This is a genomic window from Paracoccus sulfuroxidans, from assembly GCF_007830335.1.
Classification (GTDB): domain Bacteria; phylum Pseudomonadota; class Alphaproteobacteria; order Rhodobacterales; family Rhodobacteraceae; genus Paracoccus; species Paracoccus sulfuroxidans.
On the sequence record NZ_VLKU01000002.1, the window covers coordinates 374,962 to 393,758 of the forward strand.

Here is an 18,797-nt window from a genome sequence, read left to right on the forward strand (position 1 = left end):
GTTCGCCCGAATGAAAGCCGCTTGACCGGAACCCCGACGCATCGCAAAGAACCGTTCATGCTGGTTTACAAAATCTTCCGCACCCCCGAGATGGAGGCCTTCATGAAAGTGGGCCGGACCGCTGGTGCGCCCGTGGATCTGGCGGATGGCTATGTCCATCTGTCCACCTCGAAGCAGGTCGCTGAAACGCTGTCGCGCCATTTCGTGGGTGAGCCGGGCCTCTGGCTGCTGGCGCTTGAAACCGACACGCTATCGGACCTGAAGTGGGAGCCATCGCGCGGCGGAGACCTTTTCCCGCATCTCTACCGGGAGCTGATGGCCGCCGATGTCCTCTGGTCGCGGGAGATCCCGCTTGGCCCACAGGGACACGAGATCGGAGAGTTGGAATGACCCTGATCGAACGTCTGGGCGTCGCGGCGCTCCATCGCTTCTCGCCGGAAAAGGCGCATGATCTGTCACTTCTGGCGCTGAAAAGCGGTGTCGTTCCTCTGGCGGGCGCGCCAGTAACCTCGAAGCGGCTGCAAACCACTCTGGCCGGTCTTGCCCTGCCGAACCCGGTGGGTCTTGCGGCGGGCTACGACAAGAACGCCAAGGCGCTGCCTGCCCTGATGCGCGCAGGCTTCGGCTTTGTCGAGGTCGGCGCGGCCACTCCGCGCCCTCAGCCCGGAAACCCCAAGCCGCGACTGTTTCGCTTGTCCGAGGACCGCGCGATCATCAATCGCTTCGGCTTCAACAACGAAGGTGCCGAGGCAATTGCCGCGCGCATGGCGCTGCGTCCCAAGGGCATTCCGGTCGGCCTGAACATTGGGGCCAACAAGGACAGCAGTGATCGCAGCGCCGATTTCGCGAAGGTTGTCGCCGTTGCGGGCACCGTTTCGGACTTCCTGACCGTGAACGTATCCTCGCCCAACACCGAAAAGCTGCGGGATCTGCAGGGCGCGGATGCGCTGGCAGCTCTGCTGGACGGCGTTCTGCGGGCGCGCGACGCCCTGCCCAACCGCCCGCCCGTCTTTATCAAGATCGCGCCTGACCTTGATGAGCAGGGGTTGGCGGATCTTGCCGCAGTGGTCTCAGCCGCTGGCATCGACGGGGTCATCGCGACCAACACGACCTTGTCGCGCGACGGCCTTGCCTCACCCCATGCAGGCGAAGCAGGCGGACTTTCAGGCGCACCGCTGTTTGAACGCTCGACCCGGATGCTGGCCCGCCTTTACGCGCTGACAAATGGAACGATTCCCCTGATCGGAGTCGGTGGCATCAGTTCACCCGAACAGGCTTGGCAGAAACTCCGCGCCGGAGCCTCGGCCGTCCAGATCTATTCGGCGCTGATCTATCAGGGATTTTCGCTGGCGGGCCAGATCGCGGACTTTATCGACCACAGGCTTGAAGCCGAAAGCCTGACCCTGACCGAACTGACCGGCAGCGGAGTGCAAGACTGGCTTTAAGGGCAGCGGAGGTCAGAACAGGCCCTCATGCCCCAAAAGCTGGTTCATCGTGTTCGACGGCTCGGCGCAACCGGCATCGCCGATGATCCGCGCAGGCACGCCCGCAACCGTCTTGCAGGGCGGAACGTCGCTCAGCACGACAGATCCGGCCGCGATCCGCGAATTGTTCCCGACCCGGATATTGCCCAGAACCTTGGCCCCGGCTCCGATCAACACACCCGAGCCGATTTTGGGGTGGCGGTCGCCATCTTCTTTCCCGGTCCCGCCCAGGGTCACCGAATGCAGCATTGAAACGTCATCGCCCACCACCGCGGTCTCACCGATCACGATGGAATGCGCGTGGTCGATCATGATCCCGTTTCCGATGCGGGCGCCCGGATGGATGTCGACGCCAAAAACCTCCGAGCAGCGCATCTGCACGAAATAGGCCATGTCGAACCGGCCGGTTTTCCACAGCCAATGCCCGATGCGATAGGCCTGAAGCGCCTGAAATCCCTTGAAGAACAGGATAGGCTGCATCAGCCGATGGGTCGCCGGATCGCGTTCATAGACGGCCATCAGATCGGCCCGCGCCGCCACCGAAAGGTCCGGAGCCCGCGCGAAGGCATCGTCGGCGATTTCCCGCAGGATCTGCTCGCTCATTTCGCGCGACGCCAGCTTCAGCGAAAAGCGATAGGCCAGCGCCGCTTCCAGAGTCGCGTGGTGCAGCAGCCCCGCGTGGATCAGCGCGCCCAGCAATGGCTCGTTCCGGACGGCGACCCGCGCCTCACGCTGAATGCGGCTCCAGATGGATTCGCGCGGCGCAGGCAGGTCGTCTCCGCGTGCCTCGACCATGTCATCGTTCAACTTCATGATGATCCCCGCGCGTCAGGTTGCTCCTGCTCTTATGTAGGAGAAACCTGACAGCGCGAAAAGGGCCACTCACACCGGAATGCGCAGTTCCAACCAATGGGCGACCAGCCTGATCTTCCCACCCGTGAAGTTGCCGCCCACGGCGGAAATCAGGATCGGCTCCGGTTCCCAATAGGTCATCGGCTGCGACAGGATCCCGCGTGACCATGTATCCTTCGGCTTTCCCAGCCCCTGCCCGAAGCGGTTCAATGCGCCTGCCGTGCCTGCGGACCAGCTTGTCAGCCCGCCCGTGATCGGCTCAAGGACGCGCGCAGTCACGCCGATCACCATGGCCCCCGTCGGCAGCACCATCGTCGATGCCACGGAACTGCCCGAGGCCAGCGTCAGATCCTCGGACGCCTGCATCGCAACAAGGCCCGAGCCATGCGCGCCCATGTTCAGCGCGCCAGGAACCCAGCTGCGCCCGTCATGGATCGCCGTTACGCCCTGATCGGCGATGACGGCGCGACGTCCATAGGAAGGCGCGACGAAGATCCACCCTCCATTCGCGCCAATGGCGATCTGACCATCGCGGCCCTCCCAAGCGTTGACGGCTCCGACGGGCACGGCCCAGCAATGCCCGTCAATCACCACCGACGGCGGGATCGTCCGGCGCGTGCTTTGCAACACAAGATCAAGCTGGCCATCCACGCGCAGCAGCGCATCGTTGACCGTCACATGCTTTTGCGCCTGCGCTGGCATCAGCAAAGGCAGGTCGCAGTTGGCAGTTGCGTTCTCAGACATGAATGGTCCTCCTGACAGATGGCCCCGCCCCGTAGACATCGGACAGTTGGGCAACTTCGATTGCAAAATCTCCACCGGTAACGGCGGCATTCCAGACCGAGACCGGCACGGTCCAGTTGGGCGAGTTGACGACGGCTTGATGCAGGATCGCGCCCGCGCGGGTCAGCCGAACGCTATAGCGCTCCTGCGCCTCGCCCAGCGGCACGTCCGGACCCTCCCAACCGTCCCCCTGAATGCGGGTACGCCGCACCCACGAGACATCGCGCTCGACGACCTCAAGATGGCAGGGCGACAGCGGACGCAGCCCTGCGCCTCTGAACGCGGCAGCGATATGGCGATAGCTCGGGTCATCTGGCCCGCGCGTGCCTGGCCCGATCCGCCAATGCCGCAACTGCCCCCGGGCCGAGGGCGGCAGATCCATCTGAACTGCCGCCCGGTCCACCAGAACAACCACGCTGCCCGCAGGCCACACCTGCGGCATCAGCGCGTCGGTTCCCGCCTGCCCCCGCAAACGGACCGAGATGTCCCAGACCCCCGGTGCGACCAAAGATGCCTGCTGGAACTGAAAAAGCTCCCACCCTTCGGCCGATCCGTCGCCAATGGCCATCAGATTGGCACCGGCCAGCAGGGCAGCCGCATTCGCCGCCCGAAGCTGACCGCCCTTCATCCGGACACGCAGCGCCGGTCCCCGATCCCAGCAACCCGCCCTTGCAGCGCCCAAAGGCGTCTCGGTCCGCCCCATGACAGAGGGCACTGGCACGATGCGATTGCGCTCATACCCGCCCTCTGCCTCGGTCGAGACCCAGACCGCAGCCGAGCCCGGCCAGGGAGTCGCCGAGACCGCCAGATGCGGTGCATGCGGAACCTCGTCGCCTCGCAACAGCGGCAGGTCCAGAAAGACCGACCACAGTGGCACGGGCGGCGAAAACGGTCGCAGCAGCACCTGTTCATCCAAGGCCTTCGCAGGCAGATAGACGCCGGGCTCGACCCGCACGGCATCGACCTGCATCGCACCCGAATGCTCGACCCGGTCGATCCGCCAGCGTTTCGCGGCCCCCTGCCCGTCCTGCAACCGAACGACATCGCCCGGACCAAGATCGCTCAGCGACGGCGGCAGGACGAAACGCGCTGTATCGCGTGCGACAATCGCCTCGGCCAACCAGCGCTCGGCCATCGACTGCCCTTCGGCGCGGGTCAGGGCCAGCGGCATCTCGGTGTCTGCGACCGCCAGAAACTCGGTCCCCGGCAGCATGCTCTCGGCGGTCCGCGTGGCATAGTCGCCACCCGTTTCGACATGGCTCAAACGCACGCGCCCCGTCAGTTCCGCATCCGCCGCCCGCGCGAGTTCAACGCCATCAAGATCATCCGTCGCCACCAGATCCTCGGTGGTGATCTCGGCCTTGACCCTGGCGTCCCGCATGACGAAACGCAGCGTCCCGTCCCGCTCGACGGCATCGAAACCGTAAGCCAGCATCAAAGGCTGCAAGGCCGCCCGCCCGGTCTCGTGCCCGTTCAGGGCAAAGCCGCGCACCAGCCCGGTCAGATCCTCGACGTCGAACGCGCGAACACCTGCAATCCTGCAGACCTCGGCCACAAGATCGGCCAGCGGCACCGCTCCGGCGCGGCCATTCAGCCAGTGCCCGCGCGCCCATGCCGGGCCGTCGGACCACAGATCCGTCCGCGCCGGAAAGATCGGGAATGGCCGCGCATCCCAGCACCAGACATGCGCCCTGCTCATGTCGATCATCCGTCCGGCCCCCATGCGCCCGAAGGCAGCACGTGCCGGGTTGTTCGCAGCCTCAGTCCAGAACTCGGTCATCGCCCGCACATAGGCGGCCTGAATAACATCATCGCGGCGCCCGTCCGAGTAATAGGGCAGCACCGATTCCGAACTCATCGCATCCAGAAACTTGTTGGGCTGGTTGGTCGCGCGGTCCAGCGCTGCGCAGCCCATTTCCGTGAACCACACCGGCTTGGACGCAGGCTGCCATCCGGTCGGACTGGCCTGCCTGACACCGTCGATCCGGTTGTGATGCGGGTTCATCCACCAGTTGCGAATGTCCTTGTAGCGCCAGACCCAGGGCTCATCATATGCGCCATCGGTGATCTCGGTCCGCACCTGATCGTCGCGATCACGGTCGCTGGCGTAGTACCAGTCATACCCCTCGCCTCCGGCGACATTGGCCTGCAGATAGGCCGGGTTTTCGATCTGGCCCCAAGCCGCGTCCAGATGATCCTCGCCATCGCGCCAATCGGACAGCGGCATGTAATTGTCGATGCCGATGAAATCGATGTTGTCGTCGGCCCAAAGCGGGTCGAGATGGAAATACAGATCTCCGTTCCCCGGGTGATACCCGAAATACTCCGACCAGTCCGACGCGTAGCCGATCTTGACGCCCTCGCCCAGAATGGCCCGCACATCTGCGGCCAATCTGCGCAGCTGCTCGACCGCCGGGAAGCGGTGTTGCGGGCCACGGATCTGCGTCAGCCCCACCATCTCTGATCCGATGAGGAAGGCGTCAATCCCGCCCGCCGCCTTGCACAGATGCGCATAGTGCAGGATGAAACGGCGATAGGACCACTCTTGCGGCCCTGCATAAGTAATCGTCTCGCCCGAATGCGTGAAGTCCGACGCCTCGGCCGTACCGAAGAACCTTGCAACCTCCTGAACTGCCGCCTCAGACCCGGCCGAACTGCCCGTCCGGCCCGCAGCAATCGCCGTGGTGATCCGTCCACGCCAGGGCATGACCGGTTGATGCGGCGCATCGCTCCAGGGATCGGGACGGCCGTTCGCGGCAAGCTGCTCCATCAGGATGAAGGGATAGAACACCGCCTTCTGCCCGCGCGCCGAGATCGCCCGCAGCGCCTCGATCACCGAGGCATCGGCGGGCGTTCCGCCATAGATCGGGCGGTCGTTCACCCGCGCGACCTCATCGGCATCCTCGCGCCCGATCCCGCCCGAGCGCCAGGCCATCTCGCGTCCGTCGCGCGCCTTGTCCTCGACCTTGGGGCGCACGGTGCATTCGCCGACGCGCAGGTCGTCACCAAACCAGGACACGACGAGCGACACCGAGCCGACACGCGGCAGTTCCCGCTGCAGGGTCTGCATCGAGGCCGCGAAATCCGACCCGGCCAGCGGCGTATTGCGGTTGACCACCTGCGTCTCGCCCAGCCCCAGATCATAGCTGACCGGCGTCGTCGCCAGCGAGTACTCGCCCGTCCCGGGGATCAGCGCCACGGCCTCGACCTGCCGCGAGAGGCCACGCCCCCCTTTGGCCGCGCGCGTCACCTCGAAGGACAGTTGCGGCACGCGGTTGCCCCAACGCTCCAGCAACAAATCCTCGGCCACGACATAGGCAATGCCGCGATAAGAGGGCGCGCTGTCACCCTCATGCGCGGCAATCGCGGGATCGGGCAGCTGATTTTCACCACCCGTATAGACGCGAAGGTTCAGATCCTCGAGCGCGACCTCTTCGCCATCGGCCCAGATCCGGCCGACGCCAAGGATCGGCCCTTCGCAGAGTGCCAACGCAAAGCTCAGCCGATAGCCGATCTCGGTGACACGCGGACCGGTGCCCTTGCCGCCGCCCTGCTCGCGCTTCACCTCGACCAGAGGCGAGGCCCAGATGACATGCCCCGGAACCCGCATCTGGCCCCAGATGCGCGGGATCGCTGTGCCTTCACCCGCCGTCTGGATCCGCATGCGGTCGACCCGGCCCGTCTCGACCGCCTTCGATCCGCCGCCCAGCAGGCGCTGATCGATGACGCGCCCCAGCGTCGCACCGACCGCACGTCCGATCACGGCCCCTGACAAGCCCAGAACCGTGCCGCCAAAGCCCGAGCCCAGAGCAGCCCCTGCCGCCGACAGAAGTATCGTCGCCATTCAGCCTTATCCTTTTCGCTTAAAGCGTGGGGAACCTGAATCTCCCCGCGATCCGTGTCCGCCAGGGCATGCCCAGCGGACTCTCGACAACGCCATGCCGGTCATAGGCATGGACAAAACTTGCAGCCGGGCCGGTCTGGGCCAGAATGCCCATATGCTTGGCCACCGCATCGCCGCGCATCCGGAAGACCAGCACGTCGCCGGGCTGCTCATCCTCAGCCGCCCGCAGCAGCAGGCCTGCGCGATCAAGCAGAAGCTCGCTTCCGCCCACCTCGCCCCAATCCGGCGTATAGGCCGGCAAGGCCATAGGCTCTGGTCCGATCAGCTCGCGCCAGATGCCCCGGATCAGCCCTAGGCAATCCGTTCCGGCCCCCTTGACCGAGGCCTGATGAATATAGGGCGTGCCGATCCAGCCGCGCGCGGCCCTGACAATCTGTTCACTCATTTGACCACCTGCGGGGCCAGCAGCCAGTCCTCGGGCGGAAGGTGAGGAAAGCCGCGAAAGTTCGGGAAGTTCAGAAACTTCAGCCTGCAGGTCTCGGCGCGCTTATCGCATCCGGCGATCAGCTTGACCCGGTCGCCCGGCTGCGGCGCGATGCCCAGCCCGGCCCATAGCTCGACCTCTCGCCCGGCCCCGCTGAGGCCCGTGTCATTCTTGATCAGCGCGGTCAGCCCCTCGGCTGCCCCGGACAGCACGACAAGGCTGCCGCGTTCGAACCAGCGGCTTTCGTGCCCGACAATGCCGCTCAGCCGAAACCTCGCGCCCTCCTGAACCTCAAGCACGGTCCCTTCCACCGAATAGCCCGCGCGACCAAGGTCAAAGCGGCAGGCCTTGTCGCCCAGTTCCGCCGCGCAACGCGGGTGGTAAACCCGTCCCTGCGCACGGTTCAAAGGCTCCGAGAGGCCGCGCAGCTCGGCCCGGAAGGCACCGCCGTTGCGGGTCACCTCACCCAGATGGCCGCGGAAAACCAGACGCCGGTTTTGCGGCGCGCTCCAATCGACGTCCCAAAGCCGCACATCCGCCGCGTCCCAGCGCCCCGCCATCAGGTCGATCTCGGTAATGGCGCTGTCGGACAGAAGGCCAACGGCTTCGGTATTGTCGACCGACAGCCCCAGCCCCTGCACCACGGCCCGCGCGGTCAGACCGGCATCGGGCCGAAATGTGATACCATCGAAGGCGATGGCCTCATCATGATCGGTGAAGCCCAGCGTGACGCCATCGCTCCGCGTCACCGCCCAGGCGCGCGCAATCGTTGCCGTGTTCATAGACGCACCTCGATGATCGGAACCTGAGGCAGGTCGCCCGCCTGAAACGACGCAACCGAGACCGCGATCCGGTCGGTATCGAACCGCACCGGCACATCGAACTCGAACCCGGCCGAGACCATCGCCCCCTGTTCGGGCGGCGCGTTGAACCGCAAGACGCCCGTCGACAGATCGACCTCGAAATCGACGCCTTCGCGCATCTGGTCGCTGCCGACCGCGGCTAGGACCGTGCCCTCGACCGGTTTCAGGATCGGGCGCCAATAGCGGGCCGGACCCGAGGCATAGGCCTTGCGCAGCCGGAACTCCTTCTGCTGCCCGTCGCCGGTCCCGATCTCCTGATCCAGAAACCCCGGAGCCGCCGCCGGAGCCGAGGATTTGTAATCCGCCCAATCTTTCCAGCGGAAGGCGTGGAGTTGCCCAGCCCGCGCCTCGAAAAAGGCGATCAGCCCCGCGACATCGTCCAGCGAGCGCAGCCCAAGCCCCGCATCATAGCGGCGTCGGGAATGCGCCCAGGGTGTCCTGCGCTCTTCATGGCCATTCGTCATCATGACGATTTCGGTGCGCCGCTCGGGGCCACCGACCGAACCGAAAGAGAGGTTTGCGGGAAACCGGATCTCGTGAAATGCCATCGCTAGCCGTTCCTTTCGCCACGCGCCAGCATCCGCCCAAGCGAGGCGGCAATCTGGCTTTGGCTGCGTTGAAAGCCCCCGATATCCGGGGTCGAGATATTGAAGGTCACATTGACCGGTCGGCCTCCGCCCCCTGCGCCTGCAACCCCCAGCCGCCCGTCCGCGCCTCGGCGCAGCGGCATGATGGCCTCGGGCCCCGCCTCACCCATAAGGCCGGTGGCCCCGCGCATCGGGAAATAGGTGGGCTGGCTGACGACGCCACCTTTGGCAAAGGGCATCACCCGCCCCTGTGAAAACGCGCCGCCCATCGCAAAAGGCATCGCGCCCGAGACCATGCCGCTGACCCCCTGCGCCACCGCCCCGGCCAAGGCTTGCTCGATGGGCCGCATGGCAATGGCAAAGGCCGTGTCGGCCATGCTGCGCGCCACGCCCTTCAGCGCATCGCTCAGCTTTATCCCGTCAAACACCAGCCCGTCGAAAGCGCGGCGCAGGCCCGAGCTGATGCCGCTGGTCAGGTTCCCGACCTCGCGCCCGGTGTAAACCATCGACTCGCGCAGCCGGGCCAGCTCGGCATCAAAGGCAGCCGCCACGCGACCTGCATCGTCAAAGCTTCGGCCCAGACCGGCGGTTTCCGCCTCCTCCAGCCGATCGAATCCGTCCTTGTTCGCCACGACGGTCCCCCTTTGTGTCCTGAATATTTTCCGTACCCGCATCCTTCGCGGCTGCAGGCACATCGGGATAGCGCGCACTCAGCGCCTGAAGGCGCGCGCGGGTCATCCCCGTCTGGCCCTCCAGATCGACACCCAGCATCAGCGCCAGCTCAGCCGGTGTCAGCGCCCAGAAATCACCGGGCGTCAGCCCCAGCCCCCCAAGGCGCTGAGGTGCCATGCCCACGCGCATCAGCCCCGGCCAGTCCAGCACAGGCGATGTGGCCTCAGTCACGGCGTAGCCAAGCGAAAGGCCCGCGCCAGCAATTCGGCCGCCGCTTTCGCGGCCCCGACCGGCCCGCCGCCGATATCGACGGCCAGCAGGTCACGGGCCTCGCCCGCCCAGCCACCACCCCGCAGGCCCGCTGCCAGAACCGCCAGCACGTCGCGGCTCGAGAAGCTGCCGCCCTCGAACCGCTCGACCACCGCGATCATGCTTTGCGCCCCCAGCGCGCCTTCCAACTCGGCCAGCGCGCCCAGGGTCAGGCGCGCGACATGTCGCTGACCGTCAAGGACGACCTCGACCTCTCCTCGCATGGAATTGGACATGCCGCCCCCTTACAGCGCGACGAAGCTGATCGCCCCGGCGCTCGCCAGGGAAATCTCGTAGGTCGCCTCGCCGTTATAGCTTCCGGCATATTCCAGACTGGTGATCTGGAACGGCCCCTCGACGGTGCCGAAATCGGGGATCACCACCTGGAAATGCGGCACCTCACCATCGAAGAACACCTGCCGCGCGCGCCCGTCGGTGGTGCTGTCGCGAAACACCCCCGAGCCCGAGATGCTGGCCGAGCGTACACCCGCCCCCGCCAGCAATTCGCGCCAGCGGCCCTGACTTTCCAGGCTGGTGACATCCACCGTCTCGGCGTTGAACCCCAGACGCGAGGCCCGCAGGCCCGCAATCGTCTCGAACTGGCCATTGCCGTTCATGTCCATTTTGACCAGAAGGTCGCGCCCGTTCTGTACTGCCATGTCTCTCTCCTCAACCCAGGTCGATGCGCGCGCGAAAGATCAGGTCGACCCTTCGGCCCGCGCCGTTTTCCACGCGCCGCGCCTTGGCGCGCAGCAGCCACAATCCGACCAGATGCCCTCGCTCCAGCATGATGCGCGCCTGCTCCAGCGCGTCCGAGATCGCCGCCGCCGCCGCCTTCACCACGCTGAAGCCACCCGCATCCGCCGTGCCGGTCAGCACCGAGACGACGAAATCATGCGTTGCCCCCGCACCGGTCATATCGCCCGCATCGCGGGTTTCTTCGGTGCCCAGCGCCACATAGGCGCCCGACGGCGCGCTGACCGGCATGGCGTCATAGATCGCGTCGCCCACCAGATCGGTCAGCGACGCATCCTGTCGCAGCGTCTCGTAAACCGCCGTTTGCAGAGCAACTGCCGCCGCATAACTCATGCCTGCATCTCCTCTTTTGCGACACAGATCAGCCAGCGCCCCGCCGGATCGCTTTCCGAGACCGCCTCGATCCGAAAGCGGCGCGCCCGGCGGCCCTCGCCCATGCGAAACCTTTGCCCGGGGCGCGGGCGGCGAGGATCACCGGAGGGCGCGGATCTGACAGAAATCCGCCAGCTCACGACACTTTCCATGCCCACTTCGGCGAACCGCTCGCCACCCGCGCCCGACCGCATCTCGGCCCCAAGCCGCCCCTCGTCGCGCCAGACCATGCGATAGCCGCCCATCCGGTCGGGCTCGCGCAACTGCGTCTCAAGGGTCAGCGTCATCGTCAGTCTTGGCACCTTCATCCGCGCCTCCGCAGCGCGCGACGCCCGCCCAGCAGCCGGACCGAGCGCCAGCGCTCGATTAGCGCGCTCACGCCGAAGGGCATGGCACCCGCGCTGCCCTCGAAGCTGCGATCTTCATAGCAACGCGCCGCCAGCAGCAGCACCGCCTGCGCCAGATCGGCAGGGATCTTGTCCCAGCTTTCGCCGAAACCCGCCTGAAACCGGATCGTGACATGCCCGCCCGCTGGCACATTCGGCAGGAACGCCCCCTGCGGCACCAGCAAGGGACGATGCGCGTCCGGCAGCAGGCGGTAGCGCCCTGCCTCGACCACGCGGACCTGCCCCTCGGCATCCACCACCTCGACCGCCTCTACCCGCGCGATGGGCGCCAGCGGCAAAGGCTGCGCCTCAGGGTCCAGCCAGTCCTCAAGCCGCAGGTTGAACCGCCGGGTCAGCAGGATCTTCCCCGTCCGCGCCTCGATCGTCGCAATGGCCGCGCGCAGATAGCCCGCAAGCGCGGTCTCCTCGGCGGCATCCGGTGCCACATCAAACCCCGAGCCCAGCCGCAGGTGATCCCGCAACAGGGCAACGGGCAGCGCTCCGCTTGGGAGCGCCGCATCTTCGTTCAGCATCATATCAGAATCTCCCCAGCCCTGGGTTCGTGCCATCCGTGAATGATCGGGGCCGCGCGCGTCCGCCCTCTCGCGCGTGCGGACAGAGCTGTGCCGGTGTGGCGAACAAGTCCGCGCGGCCCCGCTTCGGCCTTTATCAGCCGAAGTGCAGGACCTTGATGGCGCGCGGATCGGTCACACCGCCGCCGACACGCTTGGTCGCATAGAACAGGACATGCGGCTTGGCCGAGAAGGGGTCACGCAGGACGCGCAGGTCCGGACGCTCGGCGATGGTATAGCCCGCACGGAAGTCGCCGAAGGCGATGGCATTGGCGTTGCGACCGATGTCCGGCATCTCTTCGCAGACCAGCACCGGATAGCCCAGCAGCTGCGCGGGCTGACCCGCCGCCAGCGAATCCGCCCAGACGAAGCGCCCATCCGAGTCGCGCATCTTGCGCACCGCCGCCGCCGTTTTCGAGTTCATCACGAAAGTCGCGTTGCTGCGGTATTCAGCACCCAGCGCATAGACCAGATCGATCAGCGCATCAGCCGGGTTCTCTTCCGCGAAATCGCCGTCGCCGCCCGCCGGAACCTGGCCGATCTGAGCAGCACTCGCCACCGCATTCGCCGCCATCGGATGACGCAGCAGCCCCTTCGGCTTCTCGATCCCGTCGCCGCTTACGAAGGCCGCCGCCTCGGCGCGGGCGAACTTCTCGGCGATGCGGCCCGACAGCCAGCTTTCGATGTCGAAGGCCGCGTCATCCAGCAGGCGCTGGCTGGCCTTCGGCATGGCCGAAAGCTCATGCACCGGAATGACGATCCGGTCGACCGTGGGGGTCGAGGTCTCGGCCACCGTGGTCTCGCTGGCCCAGCCAGCACCGATATCGCCATGATCGACCAGCACCTCATAGCTCGAGGCCTCGATTGCGACCACATTCGCCACCCGGCGCAGCGAGGCTGTGACATTCAGCGCCTCCTGCACCTGCAGCGCCACCTGCGGCGCGGCCAGGAAGCCGCCGTCGCTGGCGGCCGTCATGCCCTTGCCTTCCAGCACCAGACCGCGCAGCCCATCATCATCGCCGTGACGGATATAGGCGTCGAACGCCTTCTGATGCGGCGCCGCCGCATCCGCCTCGGTCGAAAGAGGCGCGCGGCCCCGAAGAATGGTCTTGCGGTCCAGCATGTTCATGCGCTCGTCCTGTGCTTTGAGTTGTTTCTGAATATCATCGCGAAAGCTCTTGAGTTCGCTTGCAAACCCAGAGATTTCATCAATCAGTTCGCCAGGCATGTCCGCCCCGGCCGCGGCTTTCACCTCGGTCATGCATTTCTCCGTCTCAAGTGAAACTCAATCGGCGCGCAGCGCCATTCTGGCGGCGTGGAAGGCCGCCGCCATCTCGCTGAGGCCATCGGACTTGCGCCCGACCTTGGCCTCTCGCAGCATCGGGAAGGTCACCAGCGACACCTCCCAAAGTTCGACCTCGGTCAGCACCCGCTGGCCCTTGCCGTCCCGTTCTGCGGAAATCGTGCGGTAACCGATCGAGAGGCCGTCGATGGCCCCCGCCTCGATCAGCGCCGCCGCCTCACGCGCGCGGGCCACCTCGGGCAGCAAACGGCCCTTGACCCACAGCCCGTGCGCGTCCTCGCGGATCTCGTCCCAGACGCCGATGGGCTGGGCCGGATCGTGCTGCCACAGCATGCGCACCTTGTCGCCCCGCTGCGCCAGCCGCTTCAAACCCGCCGCATAGGCGCCCGGCGCCACCACATCGCCGCCCTGATCGCGGGCACCGAACAGGCTCGCATAGCCCTCGATGCAGCTCCCGTCCGAGACCAGCGCCTCACCGCGAGAATACTTCAACTCTAACCCGTAATCTCTTGATCTCACATCATCCTCCGCTTGGGGTATAGGACAGGATCGACTGCACCGCCTGGGTCAGGATGACGGCCACGACGCCATAGACCGTCATCCACAGCCGCCGCTCCAGCCCCTCGATCAGCGCCTCGATCCGCTCAAGCCGACGCTCGACCTGCGCGAATTGCAGCGCCATGATCCGCTCCTGCGACTCGAACCGCTGATCCTGCCAGCCGAAGGGCTCCTTCAGGAACCGCGAGCCCTCCATTCACGCCTCCGCCACGGGCGGCAGACCCAGCGCCGCGCGCTTTTCGCTGTCGGTCAGGAAGGCCGCCTCGCTGATGCGCCGCCACTGCTGGTCGCGCTCCTCGGCCAGCGCGGGCACCTGATCGGGGTCGGCGCGCAGGTCGATCTCGACATCCAGATGCTCGCTCAGCCACCAGGCGACCGCGGCCGAGACCCGTCCAACCAGCGGTAGCACCGTCAGCCGATAGAAGGCCCGATGCGCCTCAGCGTAATTCGCATAGGTCGCATCCCCGGGAATGCCCATCAGCATCGGCGGCACGCCGAAGGCCTGCGCAATCTCGCGCGCAGCGGCCTTCTTCGTCTCGTGAAACTCCATGTCGCTGGGTGAAAAGCCCATGGGCCGCCAATCGAGGCCCCCCTCCAGCAGCATCGGCCGCCCGGCATTGCGCGCGCCCTGGTGATGCATCTCCATTTCGCTCACCAGCCGGTCATATTGCTCGGGCGAGAGCGCCCCCTGCCCATCCGCGCCCTTGTAGATGATCGCCCCCGAAGGCCGCGCCGCATTGTCCAGCAGCGCCTTCGACCAGCTTGAGGCGCTGTTGTGCACATCCACCGCCACGGCCGCCGCCTGCATCGGCGACAGCCCGTAATGGTCATCCAGAGGATGAAAACTGCGGATGTGACAGATCGGATCGGGGCTGCCCTGCATGTCGAAACGGTACTTCCGCCCGCCGACGCTGTATTCATAGGCCACCGGCCAACCATCCTCCCCCGGCACGATCGCCATCCGGTCCGCGCGCAGAACGTGCAACTCCGACGGCAGGCCACTGCCCGCCTGCCCGACCGCCTCCAGATAGCCGTTCCCGCTCAGCAGTATCTGCCCGTAAAGCGTCTCAAACAGCTCCGCCCGGCCCTGCCCGCCATTGGGACGCCGCAACAGATCCATCACCGGATGGGTGTCATAACGCGACTGGCGGTCCTGACAGATCAGCGGCACCGCCGCCGCTGCTTCGGCGATCAGCCGCACCGCCCGAAATGCGACCGGATTGTTGACAAAGCCCGAGCGCACAAGGCTCGCCGTATCGCGCGGCGACCAGACCACCCGGCCCGAGCCCGCCGCCAGCGCGATCACCCGCCCGGCCGCACTCGCCTTCTGCTCCCTCTCGGGCTCCGGACCTGCCGCCCGCCCGAACAATCGAAACGCCATGCGTCCCTCCTCATGCTGAAAAAGGCCGCCAAAGCGACCGCCGGGCACGATGGCCCTTCTCTGTTGTCGAAATACCCCGCGGGGTCCGGGGGCGCGCAGCCCCCGGGCGGCTCAAAGCCTCCGAACCTGCGGCCGCAGGAAATGGCCCGCCGGCTCGATCATCAACTCATGGATCGCCCAGACCAGCGCATCCGCCCGGTCAGGCGAGCCGCGCCCCTCATAACCCTGCACGGTCATGCGGCACATCTGGTCCTCCAGCGCCCCCAACCCGCGCAGATGCCGGACCCGCCCCTGCTCATAAAGCGCGGCGACCGGCTCGGCGCGCAGCCCCTTGCCGCGCCCGGCCCTCAGGGCGCGGAACGGAACCAGAGGATCGACCTGCCGGATCACGCTCTCGACCAGATCACCGCCCTGGTTGACCTCGGCCACCAGCCGCTCGGCCCCGTGGCGCTGCATGGCGGTGATCGCCGCCCGCGCCCAGTCCAGCGGCCCGCCCCGGATCGAGGCATCCTCCAGCACATAGGCCCGCCAGTCCTGCGGCGGCCCCTTGGCGACCACACCCGCCACGATGATGCCACATTCGTCGCTGGCCTTGCCGCCGGTCACGGCCGGATCGACCGCCACCACGATGCGGTCCAGCGCCGGAGCGGTTTCGATGCGCGCCGCCTCCAGCATCGCCGTCCCCCAAAGCGCGCCTTCGACATCATCCAGCAGCAGCCCCTCCAGCTCCTGCCGCCCCAGCCGCGTCCCGGCATAGCGCGCCTCGACCTCGGCCAGAAAGCTCTCGGCCAGATAGGCGCGGTTCGCCTCGGTCGGCGCATGGGTCACCACGGTCGAGCCATTCTTCATCAGCGCCTTCAGCACGCCCACATTGCGCGGCGTGGTGGTGACGACCTGCTGCGGATGGCGGCCCAGTCGCAGCGCGAATTGCAGCATGTCCCAGGTGTCCTCGGCCTTCTTCCACTTCGCCAACTCGTCAGCCCAGGCCGCGTCGAATTGCGGCCCCCGCAGTGCCTCGGGCTCATGCGCCGAAAACACCTGCGCGGTCGCGCCATTCGCCCAGACGAGGCGACGCTTCGTGGCCTCCCAGACCGGGCGCCGGTCGGGGGGCGAACAGGCGAGGATGCCGGAATCGCCAAAGACCATGACGTCTCGGCCCTGATCGAAGGTCTCGGCCACCAGCGCCAGCCGCGAGGCCCGCCCCGGCGCGTCGGGCGTCGGCCCCTCGACCTGCGCCCGCACCCATTCCGAGCCCGCGCGGGTCTTGCCCGCGCCCCGCCCGCCCATCACCACCCAGCTTTTCCAATCCCCCTCGGGCGGCAGCTGATGTGGCAGCGCCCAGAATTCGAAAAGCCAGGGAAGGCTCGCCAGCGCGTTGTCGCTCAACCCGTTCAGGAAGGCGTCAACCTCCCCCGGCTCGGCGCAGGCAAGCCAGGCGCCGCCCGATCTCATCTCGTGCCGCGTCAAGGTCAAGCGCGCCGCGCCCGACGTCTCCGGCAGCATCCTTGCGAAGCTTGTCAACCTTGCTCCTTTCCTCCAGCACAAGATGGGCCGCTGCGCGAAGATCGCGCACCAACTTGGCGGATTCCTTCAACTCTTCGGTTTCACCCGCCTGGATTTTCAATCTCAGGCGATGCAGATCGGCTGCATAGGACTGGAACAGCCCGTCGGCGATCAAGATCACGTCGGTGTCCGGCGCGCGTTCCGCGCCAGCCACAAAGGGTCCTTCCGGAGGCTCACGCCCCGGATCGAAACTTATTGTCATTCTGGTGTTGCCCTGCCCTCGTGTGCTGTCCGCACGAGCGAGAAATGAAAAAGCGGCCTCAGGTCACCTGACCCGGCCGCTTGCCCACTTCTCCCAGCATGGGTAATTTCTATCTTTGAGCGCTCTCTGAGTCAACGATTAAACCCAAGGTTGCGCAATCGCAAAATTTAATCAAACAAATTCAACGCTATGCCTCGCGCAACACCCCGCCGCGCGCTGGCGCTTTGCTGCGCAACACCGCCCTCTCAGAACAGCGGTTTTTCCAGAATCACCAGCCCCGGATGCGCCGCAACGGTCATCACCGAGGCGTCCAGGAATCCCTCGACCCGGTAATGCCGCGTGACCTCCAGCTCGGCTCCGGGGCTCAGATCGGCGGGGAACCAGCCCGGCGCGGTGATGCTGGCCTTGTCTGTCAGCCCGTCCCCCAGCACGGCCGCAACCGCCTCGGCCGAGCCATAATCGACCACCGCCCAAAGGATCTGATCCGTCGGGCCGGGCGGGAAGTTGTCCTTGTTGATCTGCGGGATCTCCTCGGTCTGCCACAGCACCGTGACCGGGCTGCCTGCGACCGGGACCAGCTTGCGCAGATCGTCAAGGGATTGGTAGGCCATGCTGTCTCCGATTGCCGCACCCGATGCCATCAGCATCAGGCCTCCCGCCAATAGCAGTGTTTTCATCGCGGCGTCACCTGCTCTGCTCCAACCTGAGGCGTTCCGGCCTGACCCACGGTCCATTCCGTCACATAGGTCGCCTTGCCACGCTGGGTATATTGATGCGCAAGGCCGGTTTCCTCAAGCACGCCACGTTCGCTGTCGGGAACCTGCGTCTTGATGTCTTGCTGATTGGGATTGAAGTTATAGCGGTCCTCGGCCTGCATGGTGACCTCGGCCCGCGCGCTCAGGGTGCCGTCCTGATTGCGCGTCACGGTCACCTCGGCGCTGCTCCAGAAGCTGTGCCCGCCGATGGTCTTCTGCCAATCCTCGGTTTCCGGATAGCCAAAACCGTTCTTTTCCGTGGCCATGGCGTCGCTGCGGATCTGGAAGGTGACGCTGTCGCCCGGGTTCGGCCCGACCTTCTGGTCCAGATCACCCAGCAGCGCATCTGCAGCGGCCCGGGTCTCGCCGACCACCCGGTCACGCGTCGCGATGCCAGCCGGGTCATTGTTCAGATATTCGCCATAGTCGAACTCGCGGTCCGCGCCCTTCCCTTTCAGGAAATGTTCATAGGCGGGCAGCGCGTTGTCGAGGCCCAACCGCCCATCCACCTTGTCAGCAAAGGGCACATGCCGCAGCCGGTTCGCCCATTCGGCCTGATTGACCTGATCGTCGTAATATTTGCGCTCGGCCTCGGTCGGCTCGCGTGTGGGTATCGGGTTGGGGTCGCTGGGATCGTTCGGGTTCTGCAGGAAGCCGTTGTCGTGATGGATGTTCGGCCGCCGATCCGGGCCGATCTCATAGGGCGTGCCGTTCTGAACGCTGGCATTCGGCGCACCCGGAGCGGGTCCGACCGGCTTCGCAGGCTCACCCCGGTCGCCGAACAGGCCCGCAAACAGCAACTCTCGCGCAGGCGCGCCAAACAGCCGCAGACCTTCCTGCTGCTGCGGGAACGGGTTCGGCGGCTGATCGCCCGGCGCGATCTGCGGCCCCGCCGTCCTCGGCGCAGGCGCAGGCGTGGTGGGGGGCACGGTCGGGACAACCGGCGTGTTTTGGCGGGTGGTGATATCGGCCATCAACATGGGGAAACGCTACCTGAAAACTCGTGACACACTTGCCCGCATGCTCGGCCGCGACCGCGCCAGCGTCAAGAAAATGCCGCAGGCCTCCCGC

General features: G+C 66.3%; 23 protein-coding genes. 2 read left to right on the forward strand and 21 right to left on the reverse strand.

Translation table 11 applies throughout. The features are described 5' to 3' along the window. The first annotated feature begins 57 nt into the window (after positions 1 to 57). The gene (locus IQ24_RS04365; protein ID WP_145396575.1) at positions 58 to 390 is read left to right on the forward strand and encodes a DUF952 domain-containing protein; all 333 of its coding nucleotides are present in this window, start codon (positions 58 to 60) and stop codon (positions 388 to 390) included. Next, positions 387 to 1,445 carry a quinone-dependent dihydroorotate dehydrogenase gene (locus IQ24_RS04370; protein WP_145396576.1) on the forward strand — a complete coding sequence of 353 codons (1,059 nt, stop codon included), beginning with the start codon at positions 387 to 389 and terminating at the stop codon, positions 1,443 to 1,445. Before IQ24_RS04365 ends, IQ24_RS04370 begins: the two co-directional genes overlap by 4 nt. 12 nt (positions 1,446 to 1,457) lie before the next feature. Here IQ24_RS04370 and cysE read toward each other — a convergent pair whose 3' ends face one another. The 21 genes from cysE to IQ24_RS04475 all read right to left on the reverse strand — a co-directional run bounded on the left by cysE (position 1,458) and on the right by IQ24_RS04475 (position 18,706). Further along, positions 1,458 to 2,297 (reverse strand): serine O-acetyltransferase, encoded by an 840-nt coding sequence (gene cysE, locus IQ24_RS04375; protein WP_145396577.1) that lies wholly within the window; start codon positions 2,295 to 2,297, stop codon positions 1,458 to 1,460. Positions 2,298 to 2,366: 69 nt separating this feature from the next. Further along, the gene (locus IQ24_RS04380) at positions 2,367 to 3,080 is read right to left on the reverse strand and encodes a DUF2793 domain-containing protein (protein ID WP_145396578.1); all 714 of its coding nucleotides are present in this window, start codon (positions 3,078 to 3,080) and stop codon (positions 2,367 to 2,369) included. After that, positions 3,073 to 6,963, reverse strand: coding sequence for a baseplate multidomain protein megatron (locus IQ24_RS04385; protein ID WP_145396579.1), 3,891 nt, complete (start codon positions 6,961 to 6,963; stop codon positions 3,073 to 3,075). Before IQ24_RS04385 ends, IQ24_RS04380 begins: the two co-directional genes overlap by 8 nt. A gap of 19 nt (positions 6,964 to 6,982) precedes the next feature. Next, on the reverse strand, positions 6,983 to 7,408 hold the full coding sequence (locus IQ24_RS04390; protein ID WP_145396580.1) for a C40 family peptidase: 426 nt from the start codon (positions 7,406 to 7,408) through the stop codon (positions 6,983 to 6,985). Then, positions 7,405 to 8,229: a DUF2163 domain-containing protein gene (locus IQ24_RS04395; RefSeq protein WP_145396581.1), complete on the reverse strand. Its 825-nt coding sequence runs from the start codon at positions 8,227 to 8,229 to the stop codon at positions 7,405 to 7,407. Before IQ24_RS04395 ends, IQ24_RS04390 begins: the two co-directional genes overlap by 4 nt. Next, positions 8,226 to 8,858, reverse strand: a complete 633-nt coding sequence (locus IQ24_RS04400) for a DUF2460 domain-containing protein (protein WP_145396582.1) — start codon at positions 8,856 to 8,858, stop codon at positions 8,226 to 8,228. The genes IQ24_RS04395 and IQ24_RS04400 overlap by 4 nt, the downstream gene beginning before the upstream one ends. Before the next feature lie 2 nt (positions 8,859 to 8,860). Beyond that, positions 8,861 to 9,529, reverse strand: coding sequence for a phage tail tape measure protein (locus tag IQ24_RS04405; RefSeq protein WP_145396583.1), 669 nt, complete (start codon positions 9,527 to 9,529; stop codon positions 8,861 to 8,863). Then, complete coding sequence (locus IQ24_RS20575) at positions 9,462 to 9,800, reverse strand: phage tail assembly chaperone (RefSeq protein ID WP_145396584.1); 339 nt, start codon at positions 9,798 to 9,800, stop codon at positions 9,462 to 9,464. Before IQ24_RS20575 ends, IQ24_RS04405 begins: the two co-directional genes overlap by 68 nt. Further along, entirely contained in the window at positions 9,797 to 10,114 is a 318-nt protein-coding gene (locus tag IQ24_RS04415) for a gene transfer agent family protein (RefSeq protein ID WP_145396585.1), read from the reverse strand. The genes IQ24_RS20575 and IQ24_RS04415 overlap by 4 nt, the downstream gene beginning before the upstream one ends. Before the next feature lie 9 nt (positions 10,115 to 10,123). Further along, the gene (locus tag IQ24_RS04420; protein ID WP_145396586.1) at positions 10,124 to 10,537 is read right to left on the reverse strand and encodes a phage major tail protein, TP901-1 family; all 414 of its coding nucleotides are present in this window, start codon (positions 10,535 to 10,537) and stop codon (positions 10,124 to 10,126) included. Positions 10,538 to 10,547: 10 nt separating this feature from the next. Beyond that, positions 10,548 to 10,967, reverse strand: coding sequence for a DUF3168 domain-containing protein (locus tag IQ24_RS04425; RefSeq protein WP_145396587.1), 420 nt, complete (start codon positions 10,965 to 10,967; stop codon positions 10,548 to 10,550). Next, positions 10,964 to 11,314, reverse strand: coding sequence for a head-tail adaptor protein (locus tag IQ24_RS04430; RefSeq protein ID WP_145396588.1), 351 nt, complete (start codon positions 11,312 to 11,314; stop codon positions 10,964 to 10,966). Before IQ24_RS04430 ends, IQ24_RS04425 begins: the two co-directional genes overlap by 4 nt. Continuing rightward, positions 11,311 to 11,928: a head-tail connector protein gene (locus IQ24_RS04435; protein WP_145396589.1), complete on the reverse strand. Its 618-nt coding sequence runs from the start codon at positions 11,926 to 11,928 to the stop codon at positions 11,311 to 11,313. The genes IQ24_RS04430 and IQ24_RS04435 overlap by 4 nt, the downstream gene beginning before the upstream one ends. A gap of 133 nt (positions 11,929 to 12,061) precedes the next feature. Next, positions 12,062 to 13,225 (reverse strand): phage major capsid protein, encoded by a 1,164-nt coding sequence (locus IQ24_RS04440; protein ID WP_145396590.1) that lies wholly within the window; start codon positions 13,223 to 13,225, stop codon positions 12,062 to 12,064. 24 nt (positions 13,226 to 13,249) lie between these two features. Next, entirely contained in the window at positions 13,250 to 13,759 is a 510-nt protein-coding gene (locus IQ24_RS04445) for an HK97 family phage prohead protease (RefSeq protein WP_242007906.1), read from the reverse strand. Between the two features lie 28 nt (positions 13,760 to 13,787). After that, positions 13,788 to 14,021 carry a GTA head formation protein, RCAP_rcc01685 family gene (locus tag IQ24_RS04450; protein ID WP_145396592.1) on the reverse strand — a complete coding sequence of 78 codons (234 nt, stop codon included), beginning with the start codon at positions 14,019 to 14,021 and terminating at the stop codon, positions 13,788 to 13,790. After that, positions 14,022 to 15,206, reverse strand: a complete 1,185-nt coding sequence (locus tag IQ24_RS04455; protein ID WP_145396593.1) for a phage portal protein — start codon at positions 15,204 to 15,206, stop codon at positions 14,022 to 14,024. Positions 15,207 to 15,317: 111 nt separating this feature from the next. Further along, positions 15,318 to 16,658 (reverse strand): DNA-packaging protein, encoded by a 1,341-nt coding sequence (locus tag IQ24_RS04460; RefSeq protein WP_145396594.1) that lies wholly within the window; start codon positions 16,656 to 16,658, stop codon positions 15,318 to 15,320. Then, positions 16,609 to 16,923, reverse strand: a complete 315-nt coding sequence (locus tag IQ24_RS04465; RefSeq protein WP_242007908.1) for a permease — start codon at positions 16,921 to 16,923, stop codon at positions 16,609 to 16,611. The genes IQ24_RS04460 and IQ24_RS04465 overlap by 50 nt, the downstream gene beginning before the upstream one ends. Before the next feature lie 293 nt (positions 16,924 to 17,216). Continuing rightward, positions 17,217 to 17,618 (reverse strand): hypothetical protein, encoded by a 402-nt coding sequence (locus IQ24_RS04470; RefSeq protein ID WP_145396596.1) that lies wholly within the window; start codon positions 17,616 to 17,618, stop codon positions 17,217 to 17,219. Between the two features lie 26 nt (positions 17,619 to 17,644). After that, positions 17,645 to 18,706, reverse strand: a complete 1,062-nt coding sequence (locus IQ24_RS04475) for a hypothetical protein (protein WP_145396597.1) — start codon at positions 18,704 to 18,706, stop codon at positions 17,645 to 17,647. Positions 18,707 to 18,797: the final 91 nt, after the last annotated feature.

Bases quoted from the DNA above. Each gene is read 5' to 3' on its own strand.
- IQ24_RS04460 (WP_145396594.1), bottom strand. From the start codon at position 16,658: ATGAGATCGGGCGGCGCCTGGCTTGCCTGCGCCGAGCCGGGGGAGGTT.
- IQ24_RS04380 (WP_145396578.1), bottom strand. From the start codon at position 3,080: ATGTCTGAGAACGCAACTGCCAACTGCGACCTGCCTTTGCTGATGCCA.
- IQ24_RS04470 (WP_145396596.1), bottom strand. From the start codon at position 17,618: ATGCTGATGGCATCGGGTGCGGCAATCGGAGACAGCATGGCCTACCAA.
- IQ24_RS04440 (WP_145396590.1), bottom strand. From the start codon at position 13,225: ATGACCGAGGTGAAAGCCGCGGCCGGGGCGGACATGCCTGGCGAACTG.
- cysE (WP_145396577.1), bottom strand. From the start codon at position 2,297: ATGAAGTTGAACGATGACATGGTCGAGGCACGCGGAGACGACCTGCCT.
- IQ24_RS04385 (WP_145396579.1), bottom strand. From the start codon at position 6,963: ATGGCGACGATACTTCTGTCGGCGGCAGGGGCTGCTCTGGGCTCGGGC.
- IQ24_RS04430 (WP_145396588.1), bottom strand. From the start codon at position 11,314: ATGAAGGTGCCAAGACTGACGATGACGCTGACCCTTGAGACGCAGTTG.
- IQ24_RS04415 (WP_145396585.1), bottom strand. From the start codon at position 10,114: ATGTCCAATTCCATGCGAGGAGAGGTCGAGGTCGTCCTTGACGGTCAG.
- IQ24_RS04435 (WP_145396589.1), bottom strand. From the start codon at position 11,928: ATGATGCTGAACGAAGATGCGGCGCTCCCAAGCGGAGCGCTGCCCGTT.
- IQ24_RS04420 (WP_145396586.1), bottom strand. From the start codon at position 10,537: ATGGCAGTACAGAACGGGCGCGACCTTCTGGTCAAAATGGACATGAAC.
- IQ24_RS04475 (WP_145396597.1), bottom strand. From the start codon at position 18,706: ATGTTGATGGCCGATATCACCACCCGCCAAAACACGCCGGTTGTCCCG.
- IQ24_RS04425 (WP_145396587.1), bottom strand. From the start codon at position 10,967: ATGAGTTATGCGGCGGCAGTTGCTCTGCAAACGGCGGTTTACGAGACG.
- IQ24_RS04400 (WP_145396582.1), bottom strand. From the start codon at position 8,858: ATGGCATTTCACGAGATCCGGTTTCCCGCAAACCTCTCTTTCGGTTCG.
- IQ24_RS04390 (WP_145396580.1), bottom strand. From the start codon at position 7,408: ATGAGTGAACAGATTGTCAGGGCCGCGCGCGGCTGGATCGGCACGCCC.
- IQ24_RS04365 (WP_145396575.1), top strand. From the start codon at position 58: ATGCTGGTTTACAAAATCTTCCGCACCCCCGAGATGGAGGCCTTCATG.
- IQ24_RS04450 (WP_145396592.1), bottom strand. From the start codon at position 14,021: ATGGAGGGCTCGCGGTTCCTGAAGGAGCCCTTCGGCTGGCAGGATCAG.
- IQ24_RS04395 (WP_145396581.1), bottom strand. From the start codon at position 8,229: ATGAACACGGCAACGATTGCGCGCGCCTGGGCGGTGACGCGGAGCGAT.
- IQ24_RS04455 (WP_145396593.1), bottom strand. From the start codon at position 15,206: ATGGCGTTTCGATTGTTCGGGCGGGCGGCAGGTCCGGAGCCCGAGAGG.
- IQ24_RS04370 (WP_145396576.1), top strand. From the start codon at position 387: ATGACCCTGATCGAACGTCTGGGCGTCGCGGCGCTCCATCGCTTCTCG.